Origin of the sequence: Pseudomonas sp. HMSC067G02 (assembly GCF_001813485.1) — a bacterium.
Taxonomy (GTDB): domain Bacteria; phylum Pseudomonadota; class Gammaproteobacteria; order Pseudomonadales; family Pseudomonadaceae; genus Pseudomonas; species Pseudomonas aeruginosa.
Window position 1 is genome coordinate 35,904 of sequence record NZ_KV812728.1, and the last position, 22,782, is coordinate 58,685.

Below are 22,782 nucleotides of genomic sequence, written 5' to 3' on the forward strand. Positions count from 1 at the left end.
CTTCCTGCGGGTGGTTTCTCCGGATGCTTCCAGACAGCATGGTGGGTAGCAGCGCGCGGCGCCTTCGTTTGCGGCGGACGCGCGGGCGTGTCGGGCTCGGCCTGGTGGCCGGGCTGTCGGTACTGGCAGGCATGACCGACGCCATCGGTTTCCTCGCCACCGGCGACTTCGTTTCCTTCATGAGCGGCAACACCACGCGCCTGGCGGTATCGCTGGGCGAGGGCGACTTCGGCGGGCTGGTGCGGCTGAGCGTCGCCCTGGCCAGTTTCGTCGTCGGCAACGCGCTGGGAGTGATACTGGCGCGCTTCAGCGGGCGCCGGGCGGCGCCGATCCTGGTCTGCTGCGCGATGCTGCTGGCGTTGTCGGCGGTCTGGCCATTCGACTGGAACGTGCCGGCGCTGGTCGCCGCGATCCTCGCCATGGGCATGCTCAACGCCGTGGTCGAGCAGGTCAACGGCCTGCCCATCGGCCTGACCTACGTCACCGGCGCCCTCTCCCGCTTCGGCCGCGGCCTCGGCCGCTGGCTGCTGGGCGAGCGGCGCAACGGCTGGCGGGTGCAACTGGTGCCCTGGAGCGGCATGTGCGTCGGCGCGGTGCTCGGCGCCCTGCTGGAACAGCAACTGGGCCTCGCGGCGATGGCGGCGAGCGCAGCGCTGGCGGCTCTTCTCGCGTTGCTGGCACTGGTGATTCCGCGGCCATGGCAGATGGACTATATGGTGCGTTGAGCGGCCGGGAGCTGTCCCATCAAGATTTCAGAAAATCGTTCAGGTAAGCCTGGGAAAGCAGATCCCGGGCGATGGCGCAGGTCATTTGCCCTTCGAATGTACATTTCTCATGAACGAAATGAGCCTGGCGCCAGATTCGCTCATAGGCTTTCATCCGCTTCCGCGACACCAGCTCGCGCATGACCATGTAGCTTTTCACGCACCGATAAAAACGCTCTGCGGCCTGGTCGACCTCGTCCTTGTGCGTCTGGTAACCCCATATCACCGGCAGATTGGGAAACCCGTAGGCGTAGTCCACCAGATCGGCCTTCCACGCCAATATCGCTTTCTGACGCTCTTGCCGGCGCCACGAAAACAATGCTGCCCACGCCACCAGAAGGGTGAGTACGCCGGTGACAGCCGTGATCGCATCCATAATGCCCGCTGTATCGCACGCTTCCATGTTTCCTCCACGACGGCGCTTGCCGATCCTGTGCCGCGACTGCGCAAGGAAGCTTGCCAAGGCTTCCAACCAACCATATATCTTGCCTAGGTGGCGACCTTCCGGCCAGCCCGCGAACCGACCGGGCTCCGCTTGTCTAAAGAACGCGCCAGCACATAAGATGCATGCACACGCACTTATATGGAGTGGCGAGCCGATGAACCGCAGCGCCCTGGATTTCCGCCACTTCATCGACCACCTGCGTCGCCAGGGCGACCTGGTGGACGTGCACACCGAGGTCGACGCCAACCTGGAGATCGGCGCCATCACCCGCCGGGTCTACGAACGCCGCGCACCCGCCCCGCTGTTCCACAACATCCGCGACAGCCTGCCCGGCGCGCGGGTACTGGGCGCGCCGGCCGGCCTGCGCGCCGACAGGGCCCGCGCCCATTCGCGCCTGGCGCTGCATTTCGGCCTGCCGGAACACAGCGGGCCGCGGGACATCGTGGCCACGCTGCGCGCCGCGATGCGCGCGGAACCGATCGCGCCGCGCCGGCTGGAGCGCGGGCCGGTGCAGGAAAACGTCTGGCTCGGCGAGCAGGTGGACCTGACCCGCTTCCCGGTCCCCTTGCTCCATGAGCAGGACGGAGGCCGCTATTTCGGCACCTACGGTTTCCACGTGGTACAGACGCCGGACGGCAGTTGGGACAGTTGGTCGGTGGGCCGGCTGATGCTGGTGGACCGCAACACCCTGGCGGGTCCGACTATTCCCACCCAGCACATCGGCATCATCCGCGAGCAGTGGCGCCGCCAGGGCAAGCCAACGCCCTGGGCGATGGCCCTCGGCGCACCGCCGGCGGCACTCGCGGCGGCCGGTATGCCGTTGCCGGAGGGGGTCAGCGAAGCCGGCTACGTGGGCGCCCTGGTCGGCGAGCCGGTGGAGGTGGTGCGCACGCAGACCAACGGCCTGTGGGTTCCGGCCAATGCCGAGATCGTCCTGGAGGGCGAGATCAGCCTCGACGAAACCGCGCTGGAAGGCCCGATGGGCGAATACCACGGTTATTCCTTCCCCACCGGCAAGCCGCAGCCGCTGTTCCACGTCCATGCGCTGAGCTTCCGCGACCAGCCGATCCTGCCGATCTGCGTCGCCGGCACGCCACCGGAGGAAAACCACACCATCTGGGGCACCATGATTTCCGCGCAACTGCTGGACGTGGCGCAGAACGCCGGACTGCCGGTGGACATGGTCTGGTGCTCCTACGAGGCGGCGACCTGCTGGGCCGTGCTGTCGATCGACGTGCAGCGCCTGGCGGCCCTGGGCACCGACGCCGCGGCCTTCGCCGCACGGGTCGCCGAGACCGTCTTCGGCTCGCATGCCGGGCACCTGGTGCCGAAGCTGATCCTGGTCGGCAACGACATCGACGTCACCGAGATCGACCAGGTGGTATGGGCGCTGGCGACCCGCGCGCATCCGCTGCACGACCATTTCGCCTTCCCGCAGATCCGTGACTTCCCGATGGTTCCCTACCTCGATGCCGAGGACAAGGCACGAGGCAGCGGCGGTCGGCTGGTGATCAACTGCCTGTACCCGGAACAGTTCGCCGGGCAAATGCGTGCCGCTACGGCGTCGTTCCGCCACGCCTATCCGACGGCGCTGCGCAGGCGAGTCGAAGAACGCTGGAGCGACTACGGATTCGCCGACGCCTGAGCGCTACAATCCCCGCCCTGGCGAAAGAGGATCGAGGAAGGTGACCGGGCCAATGACCGAGACGAACGCACTGGGGCTGCCCCAAGGCCCGCTGTACCTGATGACGGAGATCGTCCGCCAGCGCGAACGGCAACTCACCGCCCTGCTTGCCCCTCTCGAACTGGGGCTGCATGAATGGCGTGCGTTGCGGATCATCCACGCCTTCGACGGTGACGTGCCGATGAGCGTGCTCATCGAGCACTCGCAGACCGACCGCACCGCGCTGGGCCGGACCATCGAACGGCTGGTGCGGCGCGGCTGGGTCAGCCGCCTGCCGGACCCGGACGACGGGCGCGCCGTGCTGGTGCGCCGCAGCCCCGCGGCACAGGCGGTGTTCGAGCAGGCCCTGGCACAGGTCGCAGGGCTCGACGAAAGGCTGCTGGCGGCTCTCGGCGCCGGCCCGGAAGAAGAGGCGCTGACCCTCGCCCTGGGCAAGTTGCTGCGGGCCTTCGACGGGCTTTCCCGCGTGACGCAATAGCCTTTCGAGGGCATCTCCGGGTTTGCGAAGCAACTCTCATCCCGGTCATGGACTGACCATCCGGCCCCCTATTTGCTGGCCGATTGATAGCATGGGCGGCCTTCGCAAGCCCATTCGACCCGCAATGCCACGACACCCGCACACCACCCTGCTCCTCTGCCTTTGCCTGATCCTGCCCGGTTGCGAGAGCGGCCGCAGCTACAGCCTTTCCGACGGCGCGCCGGCCACGGGCATCCGCATCCAGCGCGACGACCGCTCGCCGTTGCAGCGCCTGCGGGACTGCGAACGCCAGGGTTGCAGCGAGCGGCAGAAGATCGACCCGTTCACCCCCGATCCTGACTACCTGCGCGCGGAAGGCCACTTCCCGCTGCCCTGGTAAGCTTCCCTCTTCGCCCGTTCCCGACGGGCTTTTTTCCGTTCCCGACAGATACCCTCAGCTGCCCTCAGCGCTTTCCTACGCACCAAGAAGGAAAGCCTCTCGCCTCTCTCGGAACGAGCCGATTTCTCGGCAGTCGCCGTTCGCATTCCATTGGTCACCCAACGGCAACGAGGATCGGCCATGACTGGATTGCCCTCGCATGGCAACGGACGCGCCTCCGGCGCCTGCCCATGTCCGGCCCTACCCGCCCCACTCCGAGGACTGAAGATGAACGACTACATCGCCCGGCTGCGCGAGAAATACGACGACCATTTCGGCTGTGCGCCGAGCATCGTCCTGGACTGCCGTGACTTCTGGAGGCACTGCGTGACGGCACCGGAAATGGCGGTGTTCGGCTACCGCCTGGAAAGCAGCCGGCGCCCGCACCACGTGGTGATCACCGCGGGGATGAGCCAGGCACGGATGCACTTCGCGCCCTATATGGGCAGCGCGCGCTGGTCCAGCGAGCTGATCTGCTACCTTGACGTCCTCGGCGGTGAGGACCTGCGCCACCTGCAGTGGCTCGCCGGCCTGCCGTTCCACGAACGCCTGGCCCTCGGCCACGGACACAGCGTGGCATTCGGTTTCCCGCTCTACGAGCACAGCCTGCTGCGTCACTTCCTTCTCCTGCCGACCCCGCTGGGCGAAGATGCCGCCCTGTTCGACGGTTTCGACCTGTCCGCCCATCCGGTCGACCTGCTCTGGGTCGTGCCGCTGACCGAGCAGGAATACCAGGTGAAAGTGAACAAGCACCTGGAAGGCATCGCCGAAGTGCTGAACGACGCCGGACATCCGCTCAGCCTCGACCGGCATCGCCATTGCTACGTCACCGGCCAACGTCCGGAAGGGTTCGAGCGGATACTGCATTAGGTCGCCGGGCAACCGGAGCAAGAGGCCCGTCGCCAGGCCCTACCTTCGTCGGGGAAGCCGGCGATGACGTTTTTCAATCGGTTCGATGCCGTTTTCCCCGCTTGCCGATCCGCTCGCCGTCTACGATTCTTGCTGGACGTGAGAACGGCTCCGGAGGGGCGCGCATGAAAACCGTGGCACAACTGTTGAACGCCAAGCAGAACCAGCAGGTGTACACCATCGGACCGGACGAGATGGTGCTCGACGCCCTGCGCCTGATGGCGGAAAAGAACATCGGCGCGCTGCTGGTGGTGAACCATGGCGAGGTGGTCGGAGTGGTCAGCGAGCGCGACTATGCGCGCAAGATGGTCCTCAAGGGCCGTTCGTCCATCGGTACGCCGATCAGCGCGATCATGAGCGCGCCTGTGGTCAGCGTGGACTCGAAGCAGAGCGTCGACACCTGCATGAACCTGATGACCGATCGCCACCTGCGCCACCTGCCGGTCGTGGAAGACGGCCAGTTGCTCGGCCTGCTGTCCATCGGCGACCTGGTCAAGGCGGCGATCGCCGAGCAGGCCGAGCTGATCCAGCAACTGGAACAGTACATCCGCGGCGACTGAAGCGGGCGTGCCGGCCCTGCCCTTTTCCCGCCGGCTCACGCGATAATCCGCGGCTGTTGCCGTTGCGAGCCGCCGCCATGCCCTCTCCGCCGAAGATCCGCCGCTACATTCCCGCCGACCGCGATGCCACCCTCGCCATCTGGCTGGAGGCCTCGCGCGTCGGCCACGGTTTCCTCGGCGAAGCCGAGTTGCAGAAGCAGAAGGCACTGGTTCGCGATCATTATCTGGATGCCTCGGAAACCTGGCTGGCGCTGGACGGCGATACGCCGCTGGGCTTCATCGGCCTGCTCGATGCCTTCATCGGCGGCCTGTTCGTCGCCCCGACGGCCCACGGGCGCGGGATCGGCCGGCAACTGGTGGAGCACGCGGCAACCCTGAAGGGCGCGCTGGAGGTCGAGGTCTACGCCGCCAACCGCGAGGCGCTGGGGTTCTACGCACGCTGCGGCTTCGTCGAGAGCGGCCGACGCCCGCGCGACGACGAGGGGCGCGCGCTGGAGATCGTCCAGTTGCGCCGCGAACACTAGTCGCCCTTACGGAAAACGCTCGGCGAGACGCCGCTCAGGCGCTTGAAGAAACGGGTGAAGTAGGCCGGCTCGCTGAAGCCGAGGCGGTCGGCGATCTCGTTCACCGTCATCGCCGTGTAGACCAGGTCGCGCTTGGCCTCCAGCAGCAGGCGCTGGTGCACGATGCCCAGTGCGGTCTGCCCGCTGAGGCGGCGCGCCACGCCGTTCAGGTGTGCCGGGGAGATGCCCAGGCGACGCGCGTACTCGTCGATTCCCAGGTGCTCGCGGAAATGCCGCTCGACCAGTTGCGAAAAGGCCGATAGGTATTCCTGACCGCGACCCGGCCGTGCCTCCGCCCGCCGGACCATCACCTGCCGCCCCAGCCACACCGCCAGCACGCCGATCAGCGACTGCAACAACAGCTCGCGCGCCGGCGCAGCGCCGGCGTACTCGCCATCTATGGCGTCGAACAGCGTGTCGATATAGCGCCGGTCCGCGCCCACCGGGTACAGCCCCGGCGCTTCCAGCGCCTGGCGCTGCGCGCCGAGGTGCGCCTGCAAGCGGGCCAGCAACGGTGCGGCGAGCGTCAGTACGTAGCCGTCGATGCGCTCGGAGAACTGGAAGCCATGGATGCACAACGGCGGTACGAACTGGATGGAGGGCTGCTCGACGCGAGTCGGCTCGCCCTCGACCTGGAGCTGCGCCCAGCCCTTGCGCACGTAGAGCAACTGAGCGAGATCGGCGTGCCGGTGCGGCTTGATCTCCCAATCGTGCAGGCGACTGCGGGCGGGGATCGACTCGCAGTGCAGCAGGTCCGGGGTCGGCCATTCGAGGGGCGCGCCGTAGAGCTTGAACACCGGGACGTCGCGGGTGGAATCCGTCATCGAGCCCTCCGAGCGAAATGGCCGATTGCCGAACAGAGTTTATAAAAGTCCAGAAATAGATCGGCAATTTGCCTTCTATAGCACCCCACGGCAAACAAAAATACAGCCACCTCCAGACAAGATCAGCGCCGGCGCATGCGCCGCCGGCCAGCCATAACAGCGAGAGGGCTATCCGCAATGAAGACTCAAGTCGCCATCATCGGCGCCGGTCCGTCCGGCCTCCTGCTCGGCCAGTTGCTGCACAAGGCCGGCATCGACAACGTGATCCTCGAACGCCAGACCCCGGACTACGTGCTCGGCCGCATCCGCGCCGGCGTGCTGGAACAGGGTATGGTCGACCTGCTGCGCGAGGCCGGCGTCGACCGGCGCATGGCGCGCGACGGGCTGGTCCACGAAGGCGTGGAGATCGCCTTCGCCGGGCAGCGCCGGCGCATCGACCTGAAGCGCCTGAGCGGCGGCAAGACGGTGACGGTCTACGGCCAGACCGAGGTCACCCGCGACCTCATGGAAGCCCGCGAAGCCTGCGGCGCCACTACCGTCTACCAGGCCGCCGAGGTGCGCCTGCACGACCTGCAAGGTGAGCGCCCCTACGTGACCTTCGAACGCGACGGCGAACGGCTGCGCCTGGATTGCGACTACATCGCCGGCTGCGATGGCTTCCACGGCATCTCGCGGCAATCGATCCCGGCGGAACGGCTGAAGGTCTTCGAGCGGGTCTATCCGTTCGGCTGGCTCGGCCTGCTCGCCGACACCCCGCCGGTCAGCCACGAACTGATCTACGCCAACCATCCGCGCGGCTTCGCCCTGTGCAGCCAGCGTTCGGCGACCCGCAGCCGCTACTACGTACAGGTGCCATTGACAGAGAAGGTCGAGGACTGGTCCGACGAGCGCTTCTGGACGGAACTGAAAGCGCGCCTCCCGGCCGAGGTGGCGGAGAAACTGGTGACCGGTCCTTCGCTGGAGAAGAGCATCGCGCCGCTGCGCAGCTTCGTGGTCGAGCCGATGCAGCATGGCCGGCTGTTCCTCGCCGGCGACGCCGCGCACATCGTGCCGCCCACCGGCGCCAAGGGACTGAACCTGGCGGCCAGCGACGTCAGCACGCTCTACCGGCTGCTGCTGAAGGCCTACCGCGAAGGGCGCGGCGAACTGCTGGAACGCTACTCGGCAATCTGCCTGCGGCGGATCTGGAAGGCCGAACGCTTCTCCTGGTGGATGACTTCGGTGCTGCATCGCTTCCCCGACACCGACGCGTTCAGCCAGCGCATCCAGCAGACCGAACTGGAGTACTACCTGGGCTCCGAGGCGGGCCTGGCGACCATCGCCGAGAACTATGTCGGCCTGCCCTACGAGGAAATCGAGTAGGCCGCGCCACCCCGGCGCAACGCCGGGGCACCGTTCCCAAGGCGGGACGCAACGTTGGCGCAGGCGAATATCGACGAAAGACGACCCTCGGATCGATATTCCCCGGCACCTGTCCTACCCCAGGCGCAGTATGATGCCCGCTGCCTTCGCGTTCCGTCCGCCCCAGGTGCCGTCTTGTCCGATCTCGCCCAGAACCCGCCCGCCGTCCGTACCGTCCTCGCCGGCCTGATGCTGTCGATCTTCCTCAGCGCCCTCGACCAGACCATCGTCGCCGTCTCCCTGCCGGCGATCTCGGCCGACTTCGCCGACCTCGACCTGCTGGCCTGGGTGATCTCGGCCTACATGGTGGCGATGACCGTATCGATGCCGATCTACGGCAAGCTCGGCGACCTCTACGGCCGCCGCCGTCTGATGCTCTTCGCCATCGTCGTGTTCACCGCCGCCTCGCTGCTTTGCGGGCTCGCGCAGAGCATGGGCCAACTGGTGCTGGCGCGAGTGCTGCAAGGGGTCGGCGCGGGCGGGCTGATGGCGGTGAGCCAGGCGATCATCGGCGACATCGTCCCGCCGCGCGAGCGCGGCCGCTACCAGGGTTACTTCAGCAGCATGTACGCCATCGCCAGCGTCGCCGGCCCGGTGCTCGGCGGCCTGCTCACCGAGTACCTGTCGTGGCGCTGGGTGTTCTGGATCAACCTGCCGATCGGCCTTCTCGCGCTGGCCATCTCGCGGCGGACCCTGGTCGGCCTGCCGGTGCCGCGCCGGCAACCGGTGATCGACTACCTGGGCATCGTGCTGATGGTGGTGGGCCTCACCGCGCTGCTCCTGGCCATCACCCAGATCGGCCAGGGCGCAGCCTGGAGCGACCCGGCGCTGCTCGGCCTGTTCGCCCTGGCGGCGCTCGCCCTGCTGCTGTTCGTCGCCCAGGAGCGGCGCTTCCGCGAACCGCTGGTGCCGATGCAACTGTTCGCCGTCCGCGCCGCCACCCTCAGTTGGCTGGTTGCGTTCTTCGCCAGCTTCCAGGCCATCTCGCTGACCGTGCTGGTGCCGCTGCGCTACCAGAGCGTTACCGGCGCCGGCGCCGACAGCGCCGCGCTGCATTTGCTGCCGCTGGTCATGGGCCTGCCGCTGGGCGCGTACGGCTGCGGGCGGCTGACCGCCAGCCTGGGACGCTACAAGCCGCTGATCCTGCTCGGCGCCGTCCTGTTGCCCTGCGGCATCGCCGGCCTGGCCCTGGTCCCGGTCGGCGACCACTCGCTGTCCGGGCTGTGCATGCTGCTCACCGGGATCGCCATCGGTACCCAGTTCCCGACCAGCCTGGTGGCCGCGCAGAACGCCGTGGAGCAACGCCACATCGGCGTCGCCACCAGCAACGCGACGTTGTTCCGCTCCCTCGGCGGGGCGGTCGGGGTGGCGCTGATGTCGGCGATCCTGCTGGCCCTGCTCAAGCACCTGCGGATCGGCGGCGGGCTCGACCAGGGCTTTTCCGAGAGCGCCCTGCTGAGCAGCCTGGACGCCGCCAGCGGGCCGGCCCGGGTGATCCTCCAGCATGTCCTCGCGGATGCCTTCAAGGTGCTCTTCCTGGTCAACGCGGCGGTGGCGCTGCTCGGCCTGGCGGTGGCCTCGGCACTGCCCGACATGACCCTGCGCGGCCGCGGCGCGACGCAACCGGCGGCAGGCGAGTGAGCGGACGCCGATAATCGAACGCTTTCGTCCCGTTGGCGACGGCGTCCGGTTTACAAAAGTAACCGTTCGGTACATTTTCCCGGCATCGATGACATCATTGCTGTGGAGGCTGCGCCATGACGCGCACGGTACTGGTCCTGAACGGCCCCAACCTGAATCTGCTCGGCACCCGCGAGCCACAGACCTACGGCCGGCGGACCCTGGGCGAAATCGCCGCCGAATGCGCGGCCTTCGCCGAGACGCGCGGCTTCGCCGTGGACTTCCGCCAGACCAACCAGGAAGGCCAACTGCTCGACTGGATCCACCAGGCCCGCGGCCGGGTCGCCGGCATCGTCATCAACCCCGCCGCCTGGACCCACACCTCGGTGGCGCTGCGCGACGCCCTGGCCGCGGTGGAACTGCCGGTGGTCGAAGTGCACCTGTCCAACGTCCACCAGCGCGAAGCGTTCCGCCACCACTCCTACGTCTCGCCGGTGGCGCTGGGAGTGATCTGCGGATTCGGCAGCCTCGGCTACCGCCTGGCCCTGGAACATTTCGCCGAGCGTTTCGAGGCGGCCGCATGAGCGCGCCGCGATCGGTTCTCGCCGGCCTGATCGGTGCCGGCATCCAGGCGTCGCGGACCCCTGCCCTGCACGAGCGCGAGGGCGACGCCCAGGGCATCCGCTATCTGTACCGGCTGATCGATCTCGACCCGCTGGGCAAGTCGGCGGACGACCTGGAGTTCCTGCTCGCCGCCGCCAGCGACCTCGGCTTCACCGGGCTGAACGTCACCTTCCCCTGCAAGCAGGCGATCATCCCCCTGCTCGACGAACTCTCCGCCGAGGCGCGCGGCATCGGCGCGGTGAACACCGTGGTGCTGCGCGATGGCCGGCGCATCGGCCACAACACCGACTGCCTGGGCTTCGCCGAGGGCTTTCGGCGCGGCCTGGCCGACGCGCCGCGCCAGCGCGTGGTGCAGATGGGCGCGGGCGGCGCCGGCGCGGCAGTGGCCCATGCACTGCTCGCCGAGGGCGTCGAGCGGCTGGCCCTGTTCGACGTCGACCCGGCGCGGGCCCAGGCCCTCGCGGACAACCTCAACCAGCACTTCGGCGCGCCACGAGCGCTCGCCGGCAGCGACCTGGCCGGCGCCCTGGGCGACGCCCAGGGATTGGTCAACACCACCCCGGTGGGCATGGCCAAGCTGCCCGGCATGCCGGTGCCGGCGGAACTGTTGCGCGCCGACCTGTGGGTCGCCGAGGTGATCTACTTTCCGCTGGAAACCGAGCTGCTGCGCCAGGCCCGCGCCCTCGGCTGCCGCACACTGGACGGCGGCACCATGGCGGTGTTCCAGGCGGTGAAGGCATTCGAACTGTTCAGCGGAGTAGAGGCTGACGCCGCGCGCATGCAGGCGCACTTCGCCAGCCTGGACGACTGAATGGCACCTCTCTCCCGCCAAGGGGAGAGGGGACGGCAGTCAGGCACGGATGTAGCGCAATACCGCCTCGCCGATCATCCGCCGATGCCGCTGGCGAACCTCGGCGTCGTGCAGGTCGGTGCGGAAGATCCGCGACACGGTGTAGCGATTGGACACCCGGTAGAAGCAGAACGAACTGATCAGCATGTGCACGTCGAGCGCCTCCAGCCCGGCGCGGAACACCCCTTCCGCTTCGCCGCGGCGGAGAATCTCGGCGATGCTCTGGACGATCGAGCTGTTGACGCTCTGCACCAGCTCGCTGCTGGCGATGTGCTCGCCCTTGTGGATGTTCTCGATGCTGATGATGCGCACGAAATCCACGTGCCGGTCGTGGTAGTCGAAGCTGAACTCCACCAGCTTCTCCATCGCCTTGGCCGGAGGCAGCGCACCCAGCCGCAGGGTGCCCTCGATACCGCGGATGTCGCTGTAGAGCTTCTCCAGCACGGCCTGGTAGAGCTGCTCCTTGCTGCCGAAGTAGTAATAGATCATCCGCTTCGAGGTATGCGTGCGCTCGGCGATGGCGTCCACCCGCGCACCCGAGAGGCCCTGGGCGACGAACTCGTCGATGGCGGCGCGGAGGATGTCCTGGCGGGTCTTCTCGGGATTGTTCTTGCGTCCCTTGCCGCGCGGAGCGGATTCCTCCACGAGGGCGGGATCAGGCTTGGACATCGGTGACTCACTCGTGGCCGGCGGGAATTGCGGCCGATTATGCGGGGCCCGCCCGGCTGTAGGAAGAGCACCTGCCGGAGCCCCGACAATTCTCACAGCTTGGCCCGGCGCACACCCCGCCGCGCTTGCGCCATCGCCGCCAGGCGCACCGGCACGTTGGCCGCGCCGTAGCCGGCGTAGCCGTGGCGGCGCTGGAGGATCTCGAAGAAGAAGCGCTCCTCGAACGGCTCGGTGAACACATGGAACAGCTCGCCGCCCTGGGCGTCGCGGTCGTAGAGGACGTTGTAGTAGGCCAGTTCGCTGAGGAACTCGTCGTCGAAGTCGAAGCGCGCGGCGAGGTCGTCGTAATAGTTCAGCGGGATTTCCAACAGCGCGACCCCGGCCTCCTTGGCCTGGGCCACGGCGGCGAAGATGTCGGCGCAATCGAAGGCGATGTGGTGCACGCCGGAACCGCGATAGCTGGACAGCGATCGGGCGATGGCGGTGTTGCGGTCCTCGGAAATGTTCAGCGGCAGGCGCACGCTGCCGCAGGGGCTACGCACGGCACGGCTGGTGACCAGGCCATAGGGGTCGGGCAGCACCACCTCGTCATCGGCGCCGAAGTCGAACAGGCTCTTGTAGAACAGCACCCAGCTGTCCAGGCCTTCGGCGGGCAGCGCCAGGGCCACGTGGTCGACGCGTCGCAGGCCGAGGCCGGAGGTGTCGGCGTCGTTCGTCACGAAGTCGCTGTCGTAGATGCTGCGGCCCTCGGTGTGCCGCTCGACCAGATACAGCAGGCTGCCGTCGAGGGCGCGCACCGCCGGGATTTCCCGCTCGTTGGGGCCGAGCAGTCCGCGGTACGGCTGGCCTCCGTACGCACGAGCGCGCTCCAGCGCCTGGCCGGCGTCACGCACGCGCAGCGCGGTGGCGCACAAGGACGGTCCGTGGGCCTCGAAGAAACCGTGGGCGAAGGAATAGGGTTCGGCGTTCAGTACCAGGTTGATGCCGCCCTGGCGCAGCAGGCTGACGTTCTTCGAACGGTGCTCGCCGGCCCTGGCGAAGCCCAGTCGCTGCAACCACTGGCCAAGGCGCGCGCCGAGCGTCTCGTCGACGGCGAACTCGAGGAACTCGATGCCGTCGCAGAGGCTCGCCGGCGGCGGCGCGAACAGCTCGTCCACCGCCACGTGCGGCGTCTGCCGTTGCAGGCGCTCGCGGGTCTTCTCCTCGAGGTAGAGCAGCGAGCGCAGGCCGTCGACGGCGTTGGCGCGGGTCGGCGCGGCGCGGAAGCCGTCGTTGAAGACCTCCAGCGACAGCGGACCGCGATAGCCGGACGCGACGACCGGCGCGAGGAAGCCTGCCAGGTCGAAGCCGCCCTGACCCGGGAAGCAGCGGAAGTGCCGGCTCCATTCCAGCACGTCCATTGCCAGCAAGGGCGCGTCGGCCATCTGCACGAAGAAGATCTTTTCCCCCGGAAGATCGGCGATGCCGCGCGGATCGCCGTCCAGCGAAAGGGTATGGAAGCTGTCGAGGATCAGCCCGAGGTTAGCCTGGTCGGCCCGCCGCACCAGGTCCCAGGCCTGCTCCCAGGTGTTCACCTGGCGCCCCCAGGCCAGCGCCTCGTAGCCGATGCGCAGGCCGCGGACGGCGGCGCGCTCGGCCAGCAGCCGGAGGTCATCGGCCAGCAGCGCCGGTTCGCCGAGGGCATCGGCAGCGACGTTGCTGCACACCAGCATTAGGTCGGTGCCGAGTTCCTGCATCAGGTCGAACTTGCGTTCGGCGCGCTCCAGGTTTCGCCCCAGGCGTTCCCGGCGGCAGCCCTCGAAGTCGCGGAACGGCTGGAACAGCAGGATCTCCAGGCCCAGGTCGGCACACAGCCGGCGTACGTCGCGCGGGCTGCCGTCGTAATGAAGCAGGTCGTTCTCGAAGATTTCCACCCCGTCGAAACCGGCGGCGGCGATGGCCTCGAGCTTTTCCGGCAGGGTGCCGCTCAGGGATACGGTGGCGATCGAACGCTGCATGCTTCGACTCCTCAATGCGCTCTACGGCGCCTGGCGCCGCGCGAGGGCCGGCGGCGGAACGGCGGAGGCGCGGATAGCCCGCGCGGGATGCGCCGGGAAGCCACTTCGGGTCGCTGAGACCGCTCGCCCGGCAAGCCGATTATTGGTTTGCGCCAACTGACGGGCAACGCAAAATGTACGAACTGGTTAGTATTCCGTTCGAATATCGAACGGAAGCACGATTATCGAATTGACGCTTTTTCGACCAATCGCGCACCATCGCAGCCACCCGTGCAGGCCGTCCCGATCTGCCGGAAGCGCTCCGCGCTTCTTCCCCGGGCACCTGCGCAACCCACGCGACATAACAATTTCAAGAATCGGGTACCCGCTCATGTCCATCGCCGACCTCTCCGTCCGCCCTCCATCCCGTCCGCTCGCCGCTCGCCCGGCCCGACCGCCCCTGGCCCGCTGACACCGGCGCGGCCCCTGGCCCGCCTGCGTGCAACCCAGAACGACAAATCCAGGCCGGGCGCCCAGGCGCCGGCCGCCGAAAGGATGGCCCCGTCAATGATCCACTCTTCCAGCTCTCGACTGCTCGCCGCCGACGCCCCGCGGGAATCCCGCGGCGGCAGGATCCGCAACGCCTTCGCCGTCGGCCGGACGCGCTGGGGCATGCTCGCCCTGGTGTTCTTCGCCACCACCTTGAACTACATCGATCGCGCCGCCCTCGGCGTGATGCAGCCGATCCTGGCCGAGAAGATGAGCTGGACGGCGATGGACTACGCCAACATCAACTTCTGGTTCCAGGTCGGCTACGCCATCGGCTTCATCCTCCAGGGCCGCTTCATCGACAAGATCGGGGTCAAGCGCGCGTTCTTCCTCGCCGTGCTGCTCTGGAGCCTGGCCACCGGCGCCCACGGCCTGGCGACCTCGGCGGCGGGCTTCATGGTCTGCCGCTTCATCCTCGGCCTGACCGAGGCGGCCAACTACCCGGCCTGCGTGAAGACCACCCGCCTGTGGTTCCCCGCCGGGGAACGGGCGGTGGCCACCGGCATCTTCAACGCCGGCACCAATGTCGGCGCGATGGTCACCCCGGCCCTGTTGCCGCTGATCCTCGGCGTCTGGGGCTGGCAGGCGGCGTTCCTCTGCATGTCGGCGCTGGGCCTGGTCTGGCTGGTGTTCTGGTGGCGCAACTACTACAACCCCGAGGAGCATCCGCGGGTGAAGCAGAGCGAGCTGGAATACATCCAGCAGCAGGAGGAGCCGCCCGCCACCCGCGTGCCCTTCTCGCAGATTCTCCGCCGCCGCGGCACCTGGGCCTTCGCCCTGGCCTACTCGATCACCGCGCCGGTGTTCTGGTTCTACCTCTACTGGCTGCCGCCGTTCCTCAACCAGCAGTACGGCCTGGGCATCAGCGTGACGCAGATGGGCATCCCGCTGATCCTGATCTGGTTGACCGCCGACTTCGGCAGCGTCGGCGGCGGCATCCTTTCGTCCTGGCTGATCGGCCGCGGCATGCCGGCGATCCGCGCGCGCCTGCTGTCGATGCTGCTGTTCGCCTGCACCATCGTCGGCGTGGTGTTCGCCGCCAACGCCAGCGGCCTGTGGATCGCCGTGCTGGCCATCGCCCTGGCGGTCGGCGCGCACCAGGCGTGGACGGCGAACATCTGGAGCCTGGTGATGGACTACACGCCCAAGCACCTGATGAGCACGGTGTTCGGCTTCGGCGGCATGTGCGCGGCGCTGGGCGGGATGTTCATGACCCAGATCGTCGGCGGCGTACTGACCGCGACGAACAACAACTACGCGGTGCTCTTCACCATGATCCCGGCGATGTACTTCATCGCCCTGACCTGGCTGTACTTCATGGCCCCGCGCCGGATCGAAGCCTGAGTCCAAGCGCCCGGCGCTCGCCGGGCGCCTCCCTGCCTAGAGAACAAGAACGAAGGGACACTCCCATGTCGCACCCGAGCCACGTCCGCGCGCTCTGCGCTTCCCTCTGCCTGGGCGCCGGCCTGCCAGTCCATGCCGGGCACGTCCATGCCGGGCAAGGTTTCCTCGAAGATGCCAAGGCCAGCCTCACCGCGCGCAATTTCCACCTGCACCGCAACTTCGTCGGCGATGCCAGCCAGGGCAAGGCCGAGGAGTGGACGCAGAGCTTCATCCTCGACGCCCGCTCCGGCTTCACCCAGGGCAGCGTCGGCTTCGGCCTCGATGTCCTCGGTCTCTACAGCCTGAAGCTGGATGGCGGCAAGGGAACGGCCGGCACCCAACTGCTGCCAACCCACGACGACGGCCGCCCGGCCGACGACTTCGGACGCCTGGCGGTGGCCGGCAAGCTGCGCGTGTCGAACAGCGAACTGAAGATCGGCGAATGGATGCCGGTGCTGCCGATCCTCCGCTCCGACGATGGCCGCTCGCTGCCGCAGACCTTCCGCGGCGGCCAGCTCAGCGCCAACGAGATCGCCGGCCTGACCCTCTACGCCGGCCAGTTCCGCGGCAACAGCCCGCGCAACGACGCAAGCATGCAGGACATGTCGCTGTTCGGCCGGCCAGCCGCCACTTCCGACCGCTTCGATTTCGCCGGCGGCGAATATCGCTTCAATGGCGAACGCACCCTGCTCGGCCTGTGGAACGCCGAGCTGAAGGACATCTACCGCCAACAGTACCTGCAACTGCAACACAGCCAGCCGCTCGGCGACTGGCTGCTGGGCGCCAACCTCGGCGGCTTCCGTGGCCGCGACGCTGGCAGCGCGCGCGCCGGCAAGCTCGATAACCGCACCGTTTCCGCGCTGTTCTCCGCGCGCTACGGGCTGCATACCCTCTATCTCGGCCTGCAGAAGGTCAGTGGCGACGATGGCTGGATGCGGGTCAACGGCACCAGTGGCGGAACCCTGGCCAACGACAGCTACAACGCCAGCTACGACAATCCCGGCGAGCGCTCCTGGCAACTGCGCTACGACTTCGACTTCGTTGGCCTCGGCCTACCCGGCCTGACCTTCATGACCCGCTACCTGCATGGCGACCATGTGCGCCTGGCCGGAGTCACCGACGACGGCAGCGAATGGGGACGCGAGAGCGAGCTGGGCTACACGCTGCAGAGCGGCGCCTTCAGGCGTCTCAACGTCCGCTGGCGCAACTCCAGCCAGCGCCGCGACTGGGGCAGCAATACCCGCTTCGACGAGAACCGGCTGATCGTCAGCTATCCGCTGAGCCTGTTGTGAAGCCTACGCGCCGACCCCGTTGCGTTCAGCGGCCACGGCGCCAGGCGACCACCAGGCCGCTGGCGCAGATGACGAGGATGCCGAGCAGCGACCAGGCGTCCGGCACGTGGCCGAACACCAGCAGGCCGAGCAGGCCGGCGAAGATGATCTGGCCATAGCTGAACGGCGCCAGGGTCGCCGGCGGCGCATGGCGGAAGGCCTGGGTCAGCAGCAGGTGGCCGCCCATGCCGCAACCGCCCAGGGCGATCATCATCAGGCCGTGGAGAAGACTTGGGGTCTGCCAGAAGAACGGCACCAGCAGGCTCATGATGAGCGTGTTGAAGATGCCGGCGAGGAAGTTGCTGGTGGTCGGGCTGTCGCTGTTGGCGAGCATCCGCGTGAGCAGCTGGTAGAGCCCGAAGCACAGCGCCGAGCCGAGCGGGAACAACGCCGCCGGGGTGAACAGCGCGCCACCGGGACGCACGATGAAGAGCACGCCGATGAAGCCGGTGAGCACCGCCAGCCATTGACCGAGGCTGACCTTCTCCTTCAGCAACGGCACGGATAACGCGGTCACCAGCAGCGGCGCCAGGAAGTTCACCGCGGTCGCCTCGGCCAAGGGCAGGTAGCGCAGGCCGGTGGTGAAGAACAGGCTGGTGCCGATCAGGCACAGCGCCCGCGCCAACTGCATGAGCGGACGGCGGCTGCGGATCACCGCGAGGCCGTTGCGCGGCACGAACACGGCGACCATCAGCAGGGTGTGCACCAGGTAGCGGGCCCAGACCACCATGACGATCGGGTAGAAACCGGAAAGGAACTTGGACAACCCGTCGTGGCTGGCGAACAGGAACACCGCGGCACAGATCAGCAGGATGCCGCGCAGGGTCTGGTCGCTGGCGGGCAGCGGGGAGGTGGATGCGTTCATCGGAGGGTCCGGGCACCAGGGCAAATCGATAGCAGGCTATTTATTCTGACGGTACCCGCCATCGAGGAAAGAAACGATCGGCTTCAACGTTTGGAAACTATAGAACCCCGTTCCATTATGCAAACGGGCAACCTGCCTGCGCGGTGGCGCTACAGGCGGGCGAGCAGCGCCCGGGTCCGCTCGATCGCCAGCCGCGCCCGCTCCGTGCCATCCACGCCGCGCGCGAGCAAATCCAGCGCGGGCACCTCCAGGCTCAGCGGCAGGTTCTCCGGCAGGGCGCGCAGCAGCGCCAGCAGATCGAGCCCGCCATCGCCAGGGAAACGCCGTTCCTCGCGGGCCTGGCGAAGGATTTCGTCCATCGACGTCGGACGCGGCCCGACGACATCGCAGAGTTGCGCGTAGCCCAGGCGCGCAGGCGGGATCGCCCGCAGGTCTTCCAGGCTGCTGGCCGAGCGGTCGAAATGGAAGGCGTCCAGCAACAGGCCGGCGTTGTCCCGCGCCGCCGCCTCGACCACCCGCGCGGCCTGCCGCAGGTCGCGGATCCCGGTCCAGGGCATGAACTCCAGGTGTGGGTCGAGGCCGAGCGGCCGCGCCAGGTCGCACAACGCGGCGAAATTGTCCGCGCTGCGCCGCTCGTCGTCATCGTTGCCGGCCACCAGCACATAGCGCGCGCCGAACTCGGCGCCGACCTCCAGCACCGCGGCGAACTCGCCGACGCGGGTGTCCGGACGCAGGCGCAGGATCTCCACGTCCAGCGTGCGCACTCCGCTGTCGCGCAGCCGCGCCAGGGTCCGCCGGCGCAGGCCGGCATCGGCCAGCAGCGGATAGTGGTGCTCTTCCACGGTGGCCGGCACCAGGCGCAGGCCGACATGACTGTAGCCGGCGCGGGCGGCAGCCTCGACCATGTCCGGGGGCGACAGCTCGAGCACGGTGAGCGCCGCCAGGGAAAGAATCCTCGATTCCATGCACTACCTCATCGTCAGCGGTTCAGAAACTGGCCGGCGCGCAGGCCCGGCCACTGCGCGCGGCCTCGCGAACCGCCTCGACCAGCGCCAGGGTGCGAGCGGCGTCGGTGGCATCCATCAATGGCGCTTCCTCGCCCCGCGCGACCCGGACGAAGTGCTCTAGCTGGCGTTGCAGGGGGTCGCCTGCCGCCACGGCCTCCACGCTGGCCGCCAGCGGGTCGTGCCAGCCCTGCCGGGCCTCGGCGTAGCGCCAGCGGCGGAGCTGGGGCAGGCTCAGGGCACCCTCGGTGCCGGCCAGCAGGTAGCAGGGTTGCTCGGCCTGGCGCGGATAGACCGGGTTCTCCCCGGCGGCCAGCTCCCAGCTCCAGGGCGCCGCCGCAGCGTCGCAACCGGTCAGGCTGCCCAGCGCGCCATTGGCGAAGCGCAGGAGCAGCGCGACGTTGTCTTCGTTGGGCAGGCCACGGATAGCGTTGCCGGCCAGCGCCTGCACCTCCCGCACTTCCCCGCACAAGTGGCGGAGCAGGTCGAGGTCATGGATCAGGTTGGTCAGCAACATTCCCGCGCCGGGCTCGCGACGCCAGGCCACCTCGAAATAACTGTCGGGCTTCTTCAACTGCCAGAGCGCGGTGACCGACAGCAACCGACCGAGCGCGCCCTCGGCGATCAATTGGCGCGCCCGCACGACCAGCGGATTGTGCCGACGATGGTGACCGACCAGCAGCGGAACGCCAGATCGCCGGGCGACGGCGACCAGCTCGCTCACTTCGTCGAGCTGCACGCCGACCGGTTTTTCCAGCAGCAGCGGCACCCCGGCGGCGAGGCAGTCGAGGGCGGTGGCGACATGCAGGTTGTTCGGATTGGCGACGATCGCCGCTTGCGGCCGGGCTTCTTCCAGTAACCTCCGATGATCGCCGAACCAGGGCACGCCGGCGTCCGCGGCGAACGCCTGGCCCTGGGGATCGGCCACCGCACACAGGCGCGCGCCGGCGATTCGCTGCAAGCGATGGTAATGCTGGCGGCCCATGTTGCCGGCGCCGATGAGGGCGATGCGAAGCGGTGCGTCCAAGACGGTCCCCAATCGTTGTTTTCTTGTTCGTCTCTGGATTCCAGAACGTCGTTCCAGATTTAACGAAGGAGATTATTTGAACGAGGAGTTGGCCCCGCGCAAGAGCGCTTCGAGACGGCAGCGCCGCCAGGACCTCCATGGAAGTGCGGAAAGGCCCGCTGCATGCGGGCTCCGTGGCAGGCAAGAAAGCGTTCGCTATTCGAACGCCGATGTCGGGAAAGGACTGGGGCCGGGCCGGATGGCTCAGCGGAACAGCTCGGACGCCTGGCTGGCGTGGGACAGGTCCTGCGCCGCGGCCAGGAGCAGGGGCGCCAGTTCGTGCATGCGCGCCTCGCCGAAGCGTGCGCTCGGCCCGGCCACGCTGAGCACGCCGAGAGCCCGTCCGTCCTCGGGGTGGCGCACTAGTGCGGCCATCGCCGCCATGCCCGGCGCCGAGCATTCGATCTGCCAGGCATAGCCGTGCTCGCGGGCGCGCTTCAGGTAACGCAGCAGCTCGCTCCTGGAGCGCGGCGCGTTGGGACCGAAGTCCCGCGCCGCCCCTACGCCCTGGCGCTCCACCAGCGCCAGCGCCGCCTTGTCGCTCAGGCTGGCCAGCCAGGCGTGCCCGGATGCGGTGTAGAACAGCGGCGCCTCGCGCCCCATGTCGGGGTCGTAGCGTAGCCCGGAGGTGGCGCCCTGGGACTTGGCGATCCAGGTCTGGCGATCGCCTTCGATCACCCCCAGGCGCACCAGTTCGCCGGTCTCCCGGGCGAGCCCGTCGAGCACCGGCTGGACCAGATCGACCACCCCGCTGGACGCGAGGAAGCGGAAGCCCAGCGCGGCCAGGCGGGTGCTGAGGCGGTAGCGGCTGGTGTCGTGGTCCTGGCGCACGTAGCCGAGCCGGATCAGCTCGGCGAGCATGCGGTGCGCGGCGCTCTTGGGGATATCCAGGCGGTCCGCCAGTTGTTGCAGGGGCAGGCCGCGGGCATCGCTGGCGAGGAGTTCGAGCAAGCCGAGGGCGCGTTCGATGAGGCTACCGGCCATGGAAGGACGTTCCTGAGTCGAGGGAAGGCAGGATTCTAGAATCTGGTTCCGGATTTTCACAGCCTGGCGAAGGTCGAGATTTCACAGGGTTCCGTTCGATCAGCGAACCGATAAACGATTATCGGATTGCCACTCCCCATGGCCCTCCGTAATGTGTCTGCACCCCGGCAGGCCGAGCGCCTCCGCTACAAAAACAACAGGGGAATCCCGACATGCCGCAGCACGCCTTGCCTTCCGCCGCCTGCACCTGAGCCACGCGTCCGACCCTCGTCCCACGCCCTCACTCTCGCCGCGGAACCCGTCCCATGAACAGCCCCAGCCTGCCCGCCGTCGAACGACTCGACGTGCAAGCCTTCATCAATGCCCAGCCGCTTTCGCCGTACCAATGGCGGATCGTCCTGCTGTGCTTCCTGATCGTCTTCCTCGATGGCCTCGACACCGCCGCGATGGGCTTCATCGCGCCGGCGCTGACCCAGGACTGGGGCATCGACCGCGCCAGCCTCGGTCCGGTAATGAGCGCCGCGCTGATCGGCATGGTCTTCGGCGCCCTCGGTTCCGGACCGCTGGCCGACCGCTACGGACGCAAGCTGGTATTGGTCGCGGCGGTCTTCCTCTTCGGCCTGTTCAGCCTGGCCTCGGCCTATAGCACCAACGTCGAGCAACTGCTGGCGCTGCGCTTCCTCACCGGCCTCGGCCTCGGCGCGGCGATGCCCAACGCCACCACCCTGCTTTCCGAATACACCCCCGAGCGCCTCAAGTCGCTGCTGGTGACCAGCATGTTCTGTGGCTTCAACCTGGGCATGGCCTGCGGCGGATTCGTCTCGGCGAAGCTGATCCCGCTGTTCGGCTGGCACAGCCTGCTGCTGCTCGGCGGCCTGCTACCGCTGGTCCTGGCGGTAGTCCTGCTGTTCCGCCTGCCGGAATCGGCGCGCTACCTGGTGGTCCGCAACCGCGGCAGCGAGCGGGTACGCCAGGTGCTGGCCCCCATCGCCCCGGCGCAGGTGGCGCTGGCACGGAGTTTCCACGTCCCCGAGCAGCAGACGGTGCAGGCCCGCAACGTGTTCGCGGTGATCTTTTCCGGTACCTACAGCGCCGGCACCCTGCTGCTCTGGCTGACCTACTTCATGGGCCTGGTGATCGTCTACCTGCTCACCAGCTGGCTGCCGACCCTGATGCGCGATAGCGGGGCGAGCCTGGAGCAGGCGGCGTTCATCGGCGCGCTGTTCCAGTTCGGCGGGGTGCTCAGCGCCGTAGCGGTGGGCTGGGCGATGGATCGCTTCAACCCGCACAAGGTGATCGGCCTGTTCTACCTGCTGGCGGGGGTGTTCGCCTGGTGCGTCGGCCAGAGCCTCGGCCAGGTCACCCTGCTGGCGACCCTGGTGCTGCTGGCCGGCATGTGCATCAACGGCGCGCAGTCGGCGATGCCGTCGCTGGCGGCGCGCTTCTATCCGACCCAGGGGCGGGCCACGGGGGTCTCCTGGATGCTCGGTATCGGCCGCTTCGGCGCCATCCTCGGCGCCTGGATCGGCGCCACCCTGCTGGGCCTTGGCTGGAACTTCGAACAGGTGCTGACCGCCCTGGTGCTGCCGGCTGCACTGGCCACCGCCGCGGTGCTGCTGAAGGGCTTGGTCAGTCACGCGGATGCGGGGTGAAACTGCCCCATCGCGTAGGGCGCATAACCGCTTGCGGTTATCCGCCGCCGGGCTTCGGTGTATCGGCGGATAACGCCGGTGGCGTTATTCGCCCTACCCCAGGGGTGGGCATCGCGTAGGGCGCATAACCGCTCGCGGTTATCCGCCGCCGGGCTTCGGTGTA

Annotated in this window: 22 protein-coding genes; 14 read left to right on the forward strand and 8 right to left on the reverse strand. The window is 68.0% G+C overall.

Annotation, left to right across the window (positions count from 1 at the left end; translation table 11 throughout):
• Positions 1–38 precede the first annotated feature (38 nt).
• Positions 39–725 (forward strand): YoaK family protein, encoded by a 687-nt coding sequence (locus HMPREF2914_RS28205; protein ID WP_003106170.1) that lies wholly within the window; start codon positions 39–41, stop codon positions 723–725.
• 19 nt (positions 726–744) lie between these two features.
• On the opposite strand, the gene HMPREF2914_RS28210 is transcribed toward HMPREF2914_RS28205, so the two are convergent.
• Positions 745–1,167 (reverse strand): hypothetical protein, encoded by a 423-nt coding sequence (locus HMPREF2914_RS28210; RefSeq protein WP_009315011.1) that lies wholly within the window; start codon positions 1,165–1,167, stop codon positions 745–747.
• 196 nt (positions 1,168–1,363) lie between these two features.
• Here HMPREF2914_RS28210 and hudA point away from each other — a divergent pair, with 196 nt between their 5' ends.
• The 6 genes from hudA (at position 1,364) to HMPREF2914_RS28240 (ending at position 5,782) form a co-directional block, all read left to right on the forward strand.
• The gene (gene hudA, locus HMPREF2914_RS28215) at positions 1,364–2,854 is read left to right on the forward strand and encodes a UbiD family decarboxylase HudA (protein ID WP_023092282.1); all 1,491 of its coding nucleotides are present in this window, start codon (positions 1,364–1,366) and stop codon (positions 2,852–2,854) included.
• A 40-nt stretch (positions 2,855–2,894) separates the two neighbouring features.
• Positions 2,895–3,371: a MarR family winged helix-turn-helix transcriptional regulator gene (locus tag HMPREF2914_RS28220; protein ID WP_003118626.1), complete on the forward strand. Its 477-nt coding sequence runs from the start codon at positions 2,895–2,897 to the stop codon at positions 3,369–3,371.
• 91 nt (positions 3,372–3,462) lie between these two features.
• Positions 3,463–3,750: a hypothetical protein gene (locus HMPREF2914_RS28225; RefSeq protein ID WP_021263260.1), complete on the forward strand. Its 288-nt coding sequence runs from the start codon at positions 3,463–3,465 to the stop codon at positions 3,748–3,750.
• Between the two features lie 267 nt (positions 3,751–4,017).
• The gene (locus HMPREF2914_RS28230; protein WP_003084105.1) at positions 4,018–4,659 is read left to right on the forward strand and encodes a suppressor of fused domain protein; all 642 of its coding nucleotides are present in this window, start codon (positions 4,018–4,020) and stop codon (positions 4,657–4,659) included.
• 164 nt (positions 4,660–4,823) lie between these two features.
• The gene (locus HMPREF2914_RS28235; protein ID WP_003084101.1) at positions 4,824–5,258 is read left to right on the forward strand and encodes a CBS domain-containing protein; all 435 of its coding nucleotides are present in this window, start codon (positions 4,824–4,826) and stop codon (positions 5,256–5,258) included.
• Between the two features lie 77 nt (positions 5,259–5,335).
• Positions 5,336–5,782 (forward strand): GNAT family N-acetyltransferase, encoded by a 447-nt coding sequence (locus HMPREF2914_RS28240; protein WP_003111458.1) that lies wholly within the window; start codon positions 5,336–5,338, stop codon positions 5,780–5,782.
• Here the strand turns inward: HMPREF2914_RS28240 and HMPREF2914_RS28245 are convergent.
• A complete protein-coding gene (locus tag HMPREF2914_RS28245) occupies positions 5,779–6,645 on the reverse strand; it encodes a helix-turn-helix domain-containing protein (RefSeq protein WP_003084097.1) in 867 nt (288 codons plus the stop codon). The two genes, HMPREF2914_RS28240 and HMPREF2914_RS28245, sit on opposite strands and share 4 nt — an antisense overlap.
• 177 nt (positions 6,646–6,822) lie before the next feature.
• On the opposite strand from HMPREF2914_RS28245, the gene pobA reads away from it, so the two are divergent.
• The 4 genes from pobA to HMPREF2914_RS28265 all read left to right on the forward strand — a co-directional run bounded on the left by pobA (position 6,823) and on the right by HMPREF2914_RS28265 (position 11,101).
• A complete protein-coding gene (gene pobA / locus HMPREF2914_RS28250; RefSeq protein WP_003084095.1) occupies positions 6,823–8,007 on the forward strand; it encodes a 4-hydroxybenzoate 3-monooxygenase in 1,185 nt (394 codons plus the stop codon).
• Between the two features lie 174 nt (positions 8,008–8,181).
• On the forward strand, positions 8,182–9,687 hold the full coding sequence (locus HMPREF2914_RS28255) for an MDR family MFS transporter (protein WP_023092281.1): 1,506 nt from the start codon (positions 8,182–8,184) through the stop codon (positions 9,685–9,687).
• 116 nt (positions 9,688–9,803) lie between these two features.
• The gene (gene aroQ / locus HMPREF2914_RS28260; RefSeq protein WP_003084089.1) at positions 9,804–10,250 is read left to right on the forward strand and encodes a type II 3-dehydroquinate dehydratase; all 447 of its coding nucleotides are present in this window, start codon (positions 9,804–9,806) and stop codon (positions 10,248–10,250) included.
• Entirely contained in the window at positions 10,247–11,101 is an 855-nt protein-coding gene (locus HMPREF2914_RS28265; protein ID WP_023092280.1) for a shikimate dehydrogenase, read from the forward strand. The genes aroQ and HMPREF2914_RS28265 overlap by 4 nt, the downstream gene beginning before the upstream one ends.
• A gap of 39 nt (positions 11,102–11,140) precedes the next feature.
• On the opposite strand, the gene HMPREF2914_RS28270 is transcribed toward HMPREF2914_RS28265, so the two are convergent.
• Positions 11,141–11,809, reverse strand: a complete 669-nt coding sequence (locus tag HMPREF2914_RS28270) for a TetR/AcrR family transcriptional regulator (protein WP_003133062.1) — start codon at positions 11,807–11,809, stop codon at positions 11,141–11,143.
• A gap of 92 nt (positions 11,810–11,901) precedes the next feature.
• Positions 11,902–13,806 carry a 3-dehydroshikimate dehydratase QuiC gene (gene quiC, locus HMPREF2914_RS28275; RefSeq protein WP_023092279.1) on the reverse strand — a complete coding sequence of 635 codons (1,905 nt, stop codon included), beginning with the start codon at positions 13,804–13,806 and terminating at the stop codon, positions 11,902–11,904.
• A gap of 546 nt (positions 13,807–14,352) precedes the next feature.
• On the opposite strand from quiC, the gene HMPREF2914_RS28280 reads away from it, so the two are divergent.
• A complete protein-coding gene (locus HMPREF2914_RS28280; RefSeq protein WP_009315005.1) occupies positions 14,353–15,678 on the forward strand; it encodes an MFS transporter in 1,326 nt (441 codons plus the stop codon).
• 65 nt (positions 15,679–15,743) lie between these two features.
• Positions 15,744–17,009 carry an OprD family porin gene (locus tag HMPREF2914_RS28285; protein WP_023092278.1) on the forward strand — a complete coding sequence of 422 codons (1,266 nt, stop codon included), beginning with the start codon at positions 15,744–15,746 and terminating at the stop codon, positions 17,007–17,009.
• Positions 17,010–17,034: 25 nt separating this feature from the next.
• Here the strand turns inward: HMPREF2914_RS28285 and HMPREF2914_RS28290 are convergent, their stop codons facing one another.
• The 4 genes from HMPREF2914_RS28290 to HMPREF2914_RS28305 form a co-directional block, all read right to left on the reverse strand.
• A complete protein-coding gene (locus tag HMPREF2914_RS28290; protein WP_003084083.1) occupies positions 17,035–17,913 on the reverse strand; it encodes a DMT family transporter in 879 nt (292 codons plus the stop codon).
• A 149-nt stretch (positions 17,914–18,062) separates the two neighbouring features.
• On the reverse strand, positions 18,063–18,878 hold the full coding sequence (locus HMPREF2914_RS28295; protein WP_003101868.1) for a sugar phosphate isomerase/epimerase family protein: 816 nt from the start codon (positions 18,876–18,878) through the stop codon (positions 18,063–18,065).
• A 22-nt stretch (positions 18,879–18,900) separates the two neighbouring features.
• Complete coding sequence (locus HMPREF2914_RS28300; RefSeq protein ID WP_003121655.1) at positions 18,901–19,944, reverse strand: Gfo/Idh/MocA family protein; 1,044 nt, start codon at positions 19,942–19,944, stop codon at positions 18,901–18,903.
• A gap of 243 nt (positions 19,945–20,187) precedes the next feature.
• Positions 20,188–20,967 carry an IclR family transcriptional regulator gene (locus tag HMPREF2914_RS28305; RefSeq protein WP_003110229.1) on the reverse strand — a complete coding sequence of 260 codons (780 nt, stop codon included), beginning with the start codon at positions 20,965–20,967 and terminating at the stop codon, positions 20,188–20,190.
• Positions 20,968–21,272: 305 nt separating this feature from the next.
• On the opposite strand from HMPREF2914_RS28305, the gene HMPREF2914_RS28310 reads away from it, so the two are divergent.
• A complete protein-coding gene (locus HMPREF2914_RS28310) occupies positions 21,273–22,619 on the forward strand; it encodes a 4-hydroxybenzoate transporter PcaK (protein WP_003101875.1) in 1,347 nt (448 codons plus the stop codon).
• Positions 22,620–22,782 lie beyond the last annotated feature (163 nt).

What these genes read in the sequence shown, in the direction of transcription:
- HMPREF2914_RS28295 (WP_003101868.1), bottom strand. Translation starts at nt 18,878, where the DNA reads ATGGAATCGAGGATTCTTTCCCTGGCGGCGCTCACCGTGCTCGAGCTG.
- pobA (WP_003084095.1), top strand. Translation starts at nt 6,823, where the DNA reads ATGAAGACTCAAGTCGCCATCATCGGCGCCGGTCCGTCCGGCCTCCTG.
- HMPREF2914_RS28225 (WP_021263260.1), top strand. Translation starts at nt 3,463, where the DNA reads ATGGGCGGCCTTCGCAAGCCCATTCGACCCGCAATGCCACGACACCCG.
- HMPREF2914_RS28270 (WP_003133062.1), bottom strand. Translation starts at nt 11,809, where the DNA reads ATGTCCAAGCCTGATCCCGCCCTCGTGGAGGAATCCGCTCCGCGCGGC.
- HMPREF2914_RS28205 (WP_003106170.1), top strand. Translation starts at nt 39, where the DNA reads ATGGTGGGTAGCAGCGCGCGGCGCCTTCGTTTGCGGCGGACGCGCGGG.
- aroQ (WP_003084089.1), top strand. Translation starts at nt 9,804, where the DNA reads ATGACGCGCACGGTACTGGTCCTGAACGGCCCCAACCTGAATCTGCTC.
- hudA (WP_023092282.1), top strand. Translation starts at nt 1,364, where the DNA reads ATGAACCGCAGCGCCCTGGATTTCCGCCACTTCATCGACCACCTGCGT.
- HMPREF2914_RS28235 (WP_003084101.1), top strand. Translation starts at nt 4,824, where the DNA reads ATGAAAACCGTGGCACAACTGTTGAACGCCAAGCAGAACCAGCAGGTG.
- HMPREF2914_RS28280 (WP_009315005.1), top strand. Translation starts at nt 14,353, where the DNA reads ATGATCCACTCTTCCAGCTCTCGACTGCTCGCCGCCGACGCCCCGCGG.
- HMPREF2914_RS28305 (WP_003110229.1), bottom strand. Translation starts at nt 20,967, where the DNA reads ATGGCCGGTAGCCTCATCGAACGCGCCCTCGGCTTGCTCGAACTCCTC.
- HMPREF2914_RS28265 (WP_023092280.1), top strand. Translation starts at nt 10,247, where the DNA reads ATGAGCGCGCCGCGATCGGTTCTCGCCGGCCTGATCGGTGCCGGCATC.
- HMPREF2914_RS28285 (WP_023092278.1), top strand. Translation starts at nt 15,744, where the DNA reads ATGTCGCACCCGAGCCACGTCCGCGCGCTCTGCGCTTCCCTCTGCCTG.
- HMPREF2914_RS28310 (WP_003101875.1), top strand. Translation starts at nt 21,273, where the DNA reads ATGAACAGCCCCAGCCTGCCCGCCGTCGAACGACTCGACGTGCAAGCC.
- quiC (WP_023092279.1), bottom strand. Translation starts at nt 13,806, where the DNA reads ATGCAGCGTTCGATCGCCACCGTATCCCTGAGCGGCACCCTGCCGGAA.
- HMPREF2914_RS28210 (WP_009315011.1), bottom strand. Translation starts at nt 1,167, where the DNA reads ATGGAAGCGTGCGATACAGCGGGCATTATGGATGCGATCACGGCTGTC.
- HMPREF2914_RS28290 (WP_003084083.1), bottom strand. Translation starts at nt 17,913, where the DNA reads ATGAACGCATCCACCTCCCCGCTGCCCGCCAGCGACCAGACCCTGCGC.
- HMPREF2914_RS28240 (WP_003111458.1), top strand. Translation starts at nt 5,336, where the DNA reads ATGCCCTCTCCGCCGAAGATCCGCCGCTACATTCCCGCCGACCGCGAT.
- HMPREF2914_RS28230 (WP_003084105.1), top strand. Translation starts at nt 4,018, where the DNA reads ATGAACGACTACATCGCCCGGCTGCGCGAGAAATACGACGACCATTTC.
- HMPREF2914_RS28245 (WP_003084097.1), bottom strand. Translation starts at nt 6,645, where the DNA reads ATGACGGATTCCACCCGCGACGTCCCGGTGTTCAAGCTCTACGGCGCG.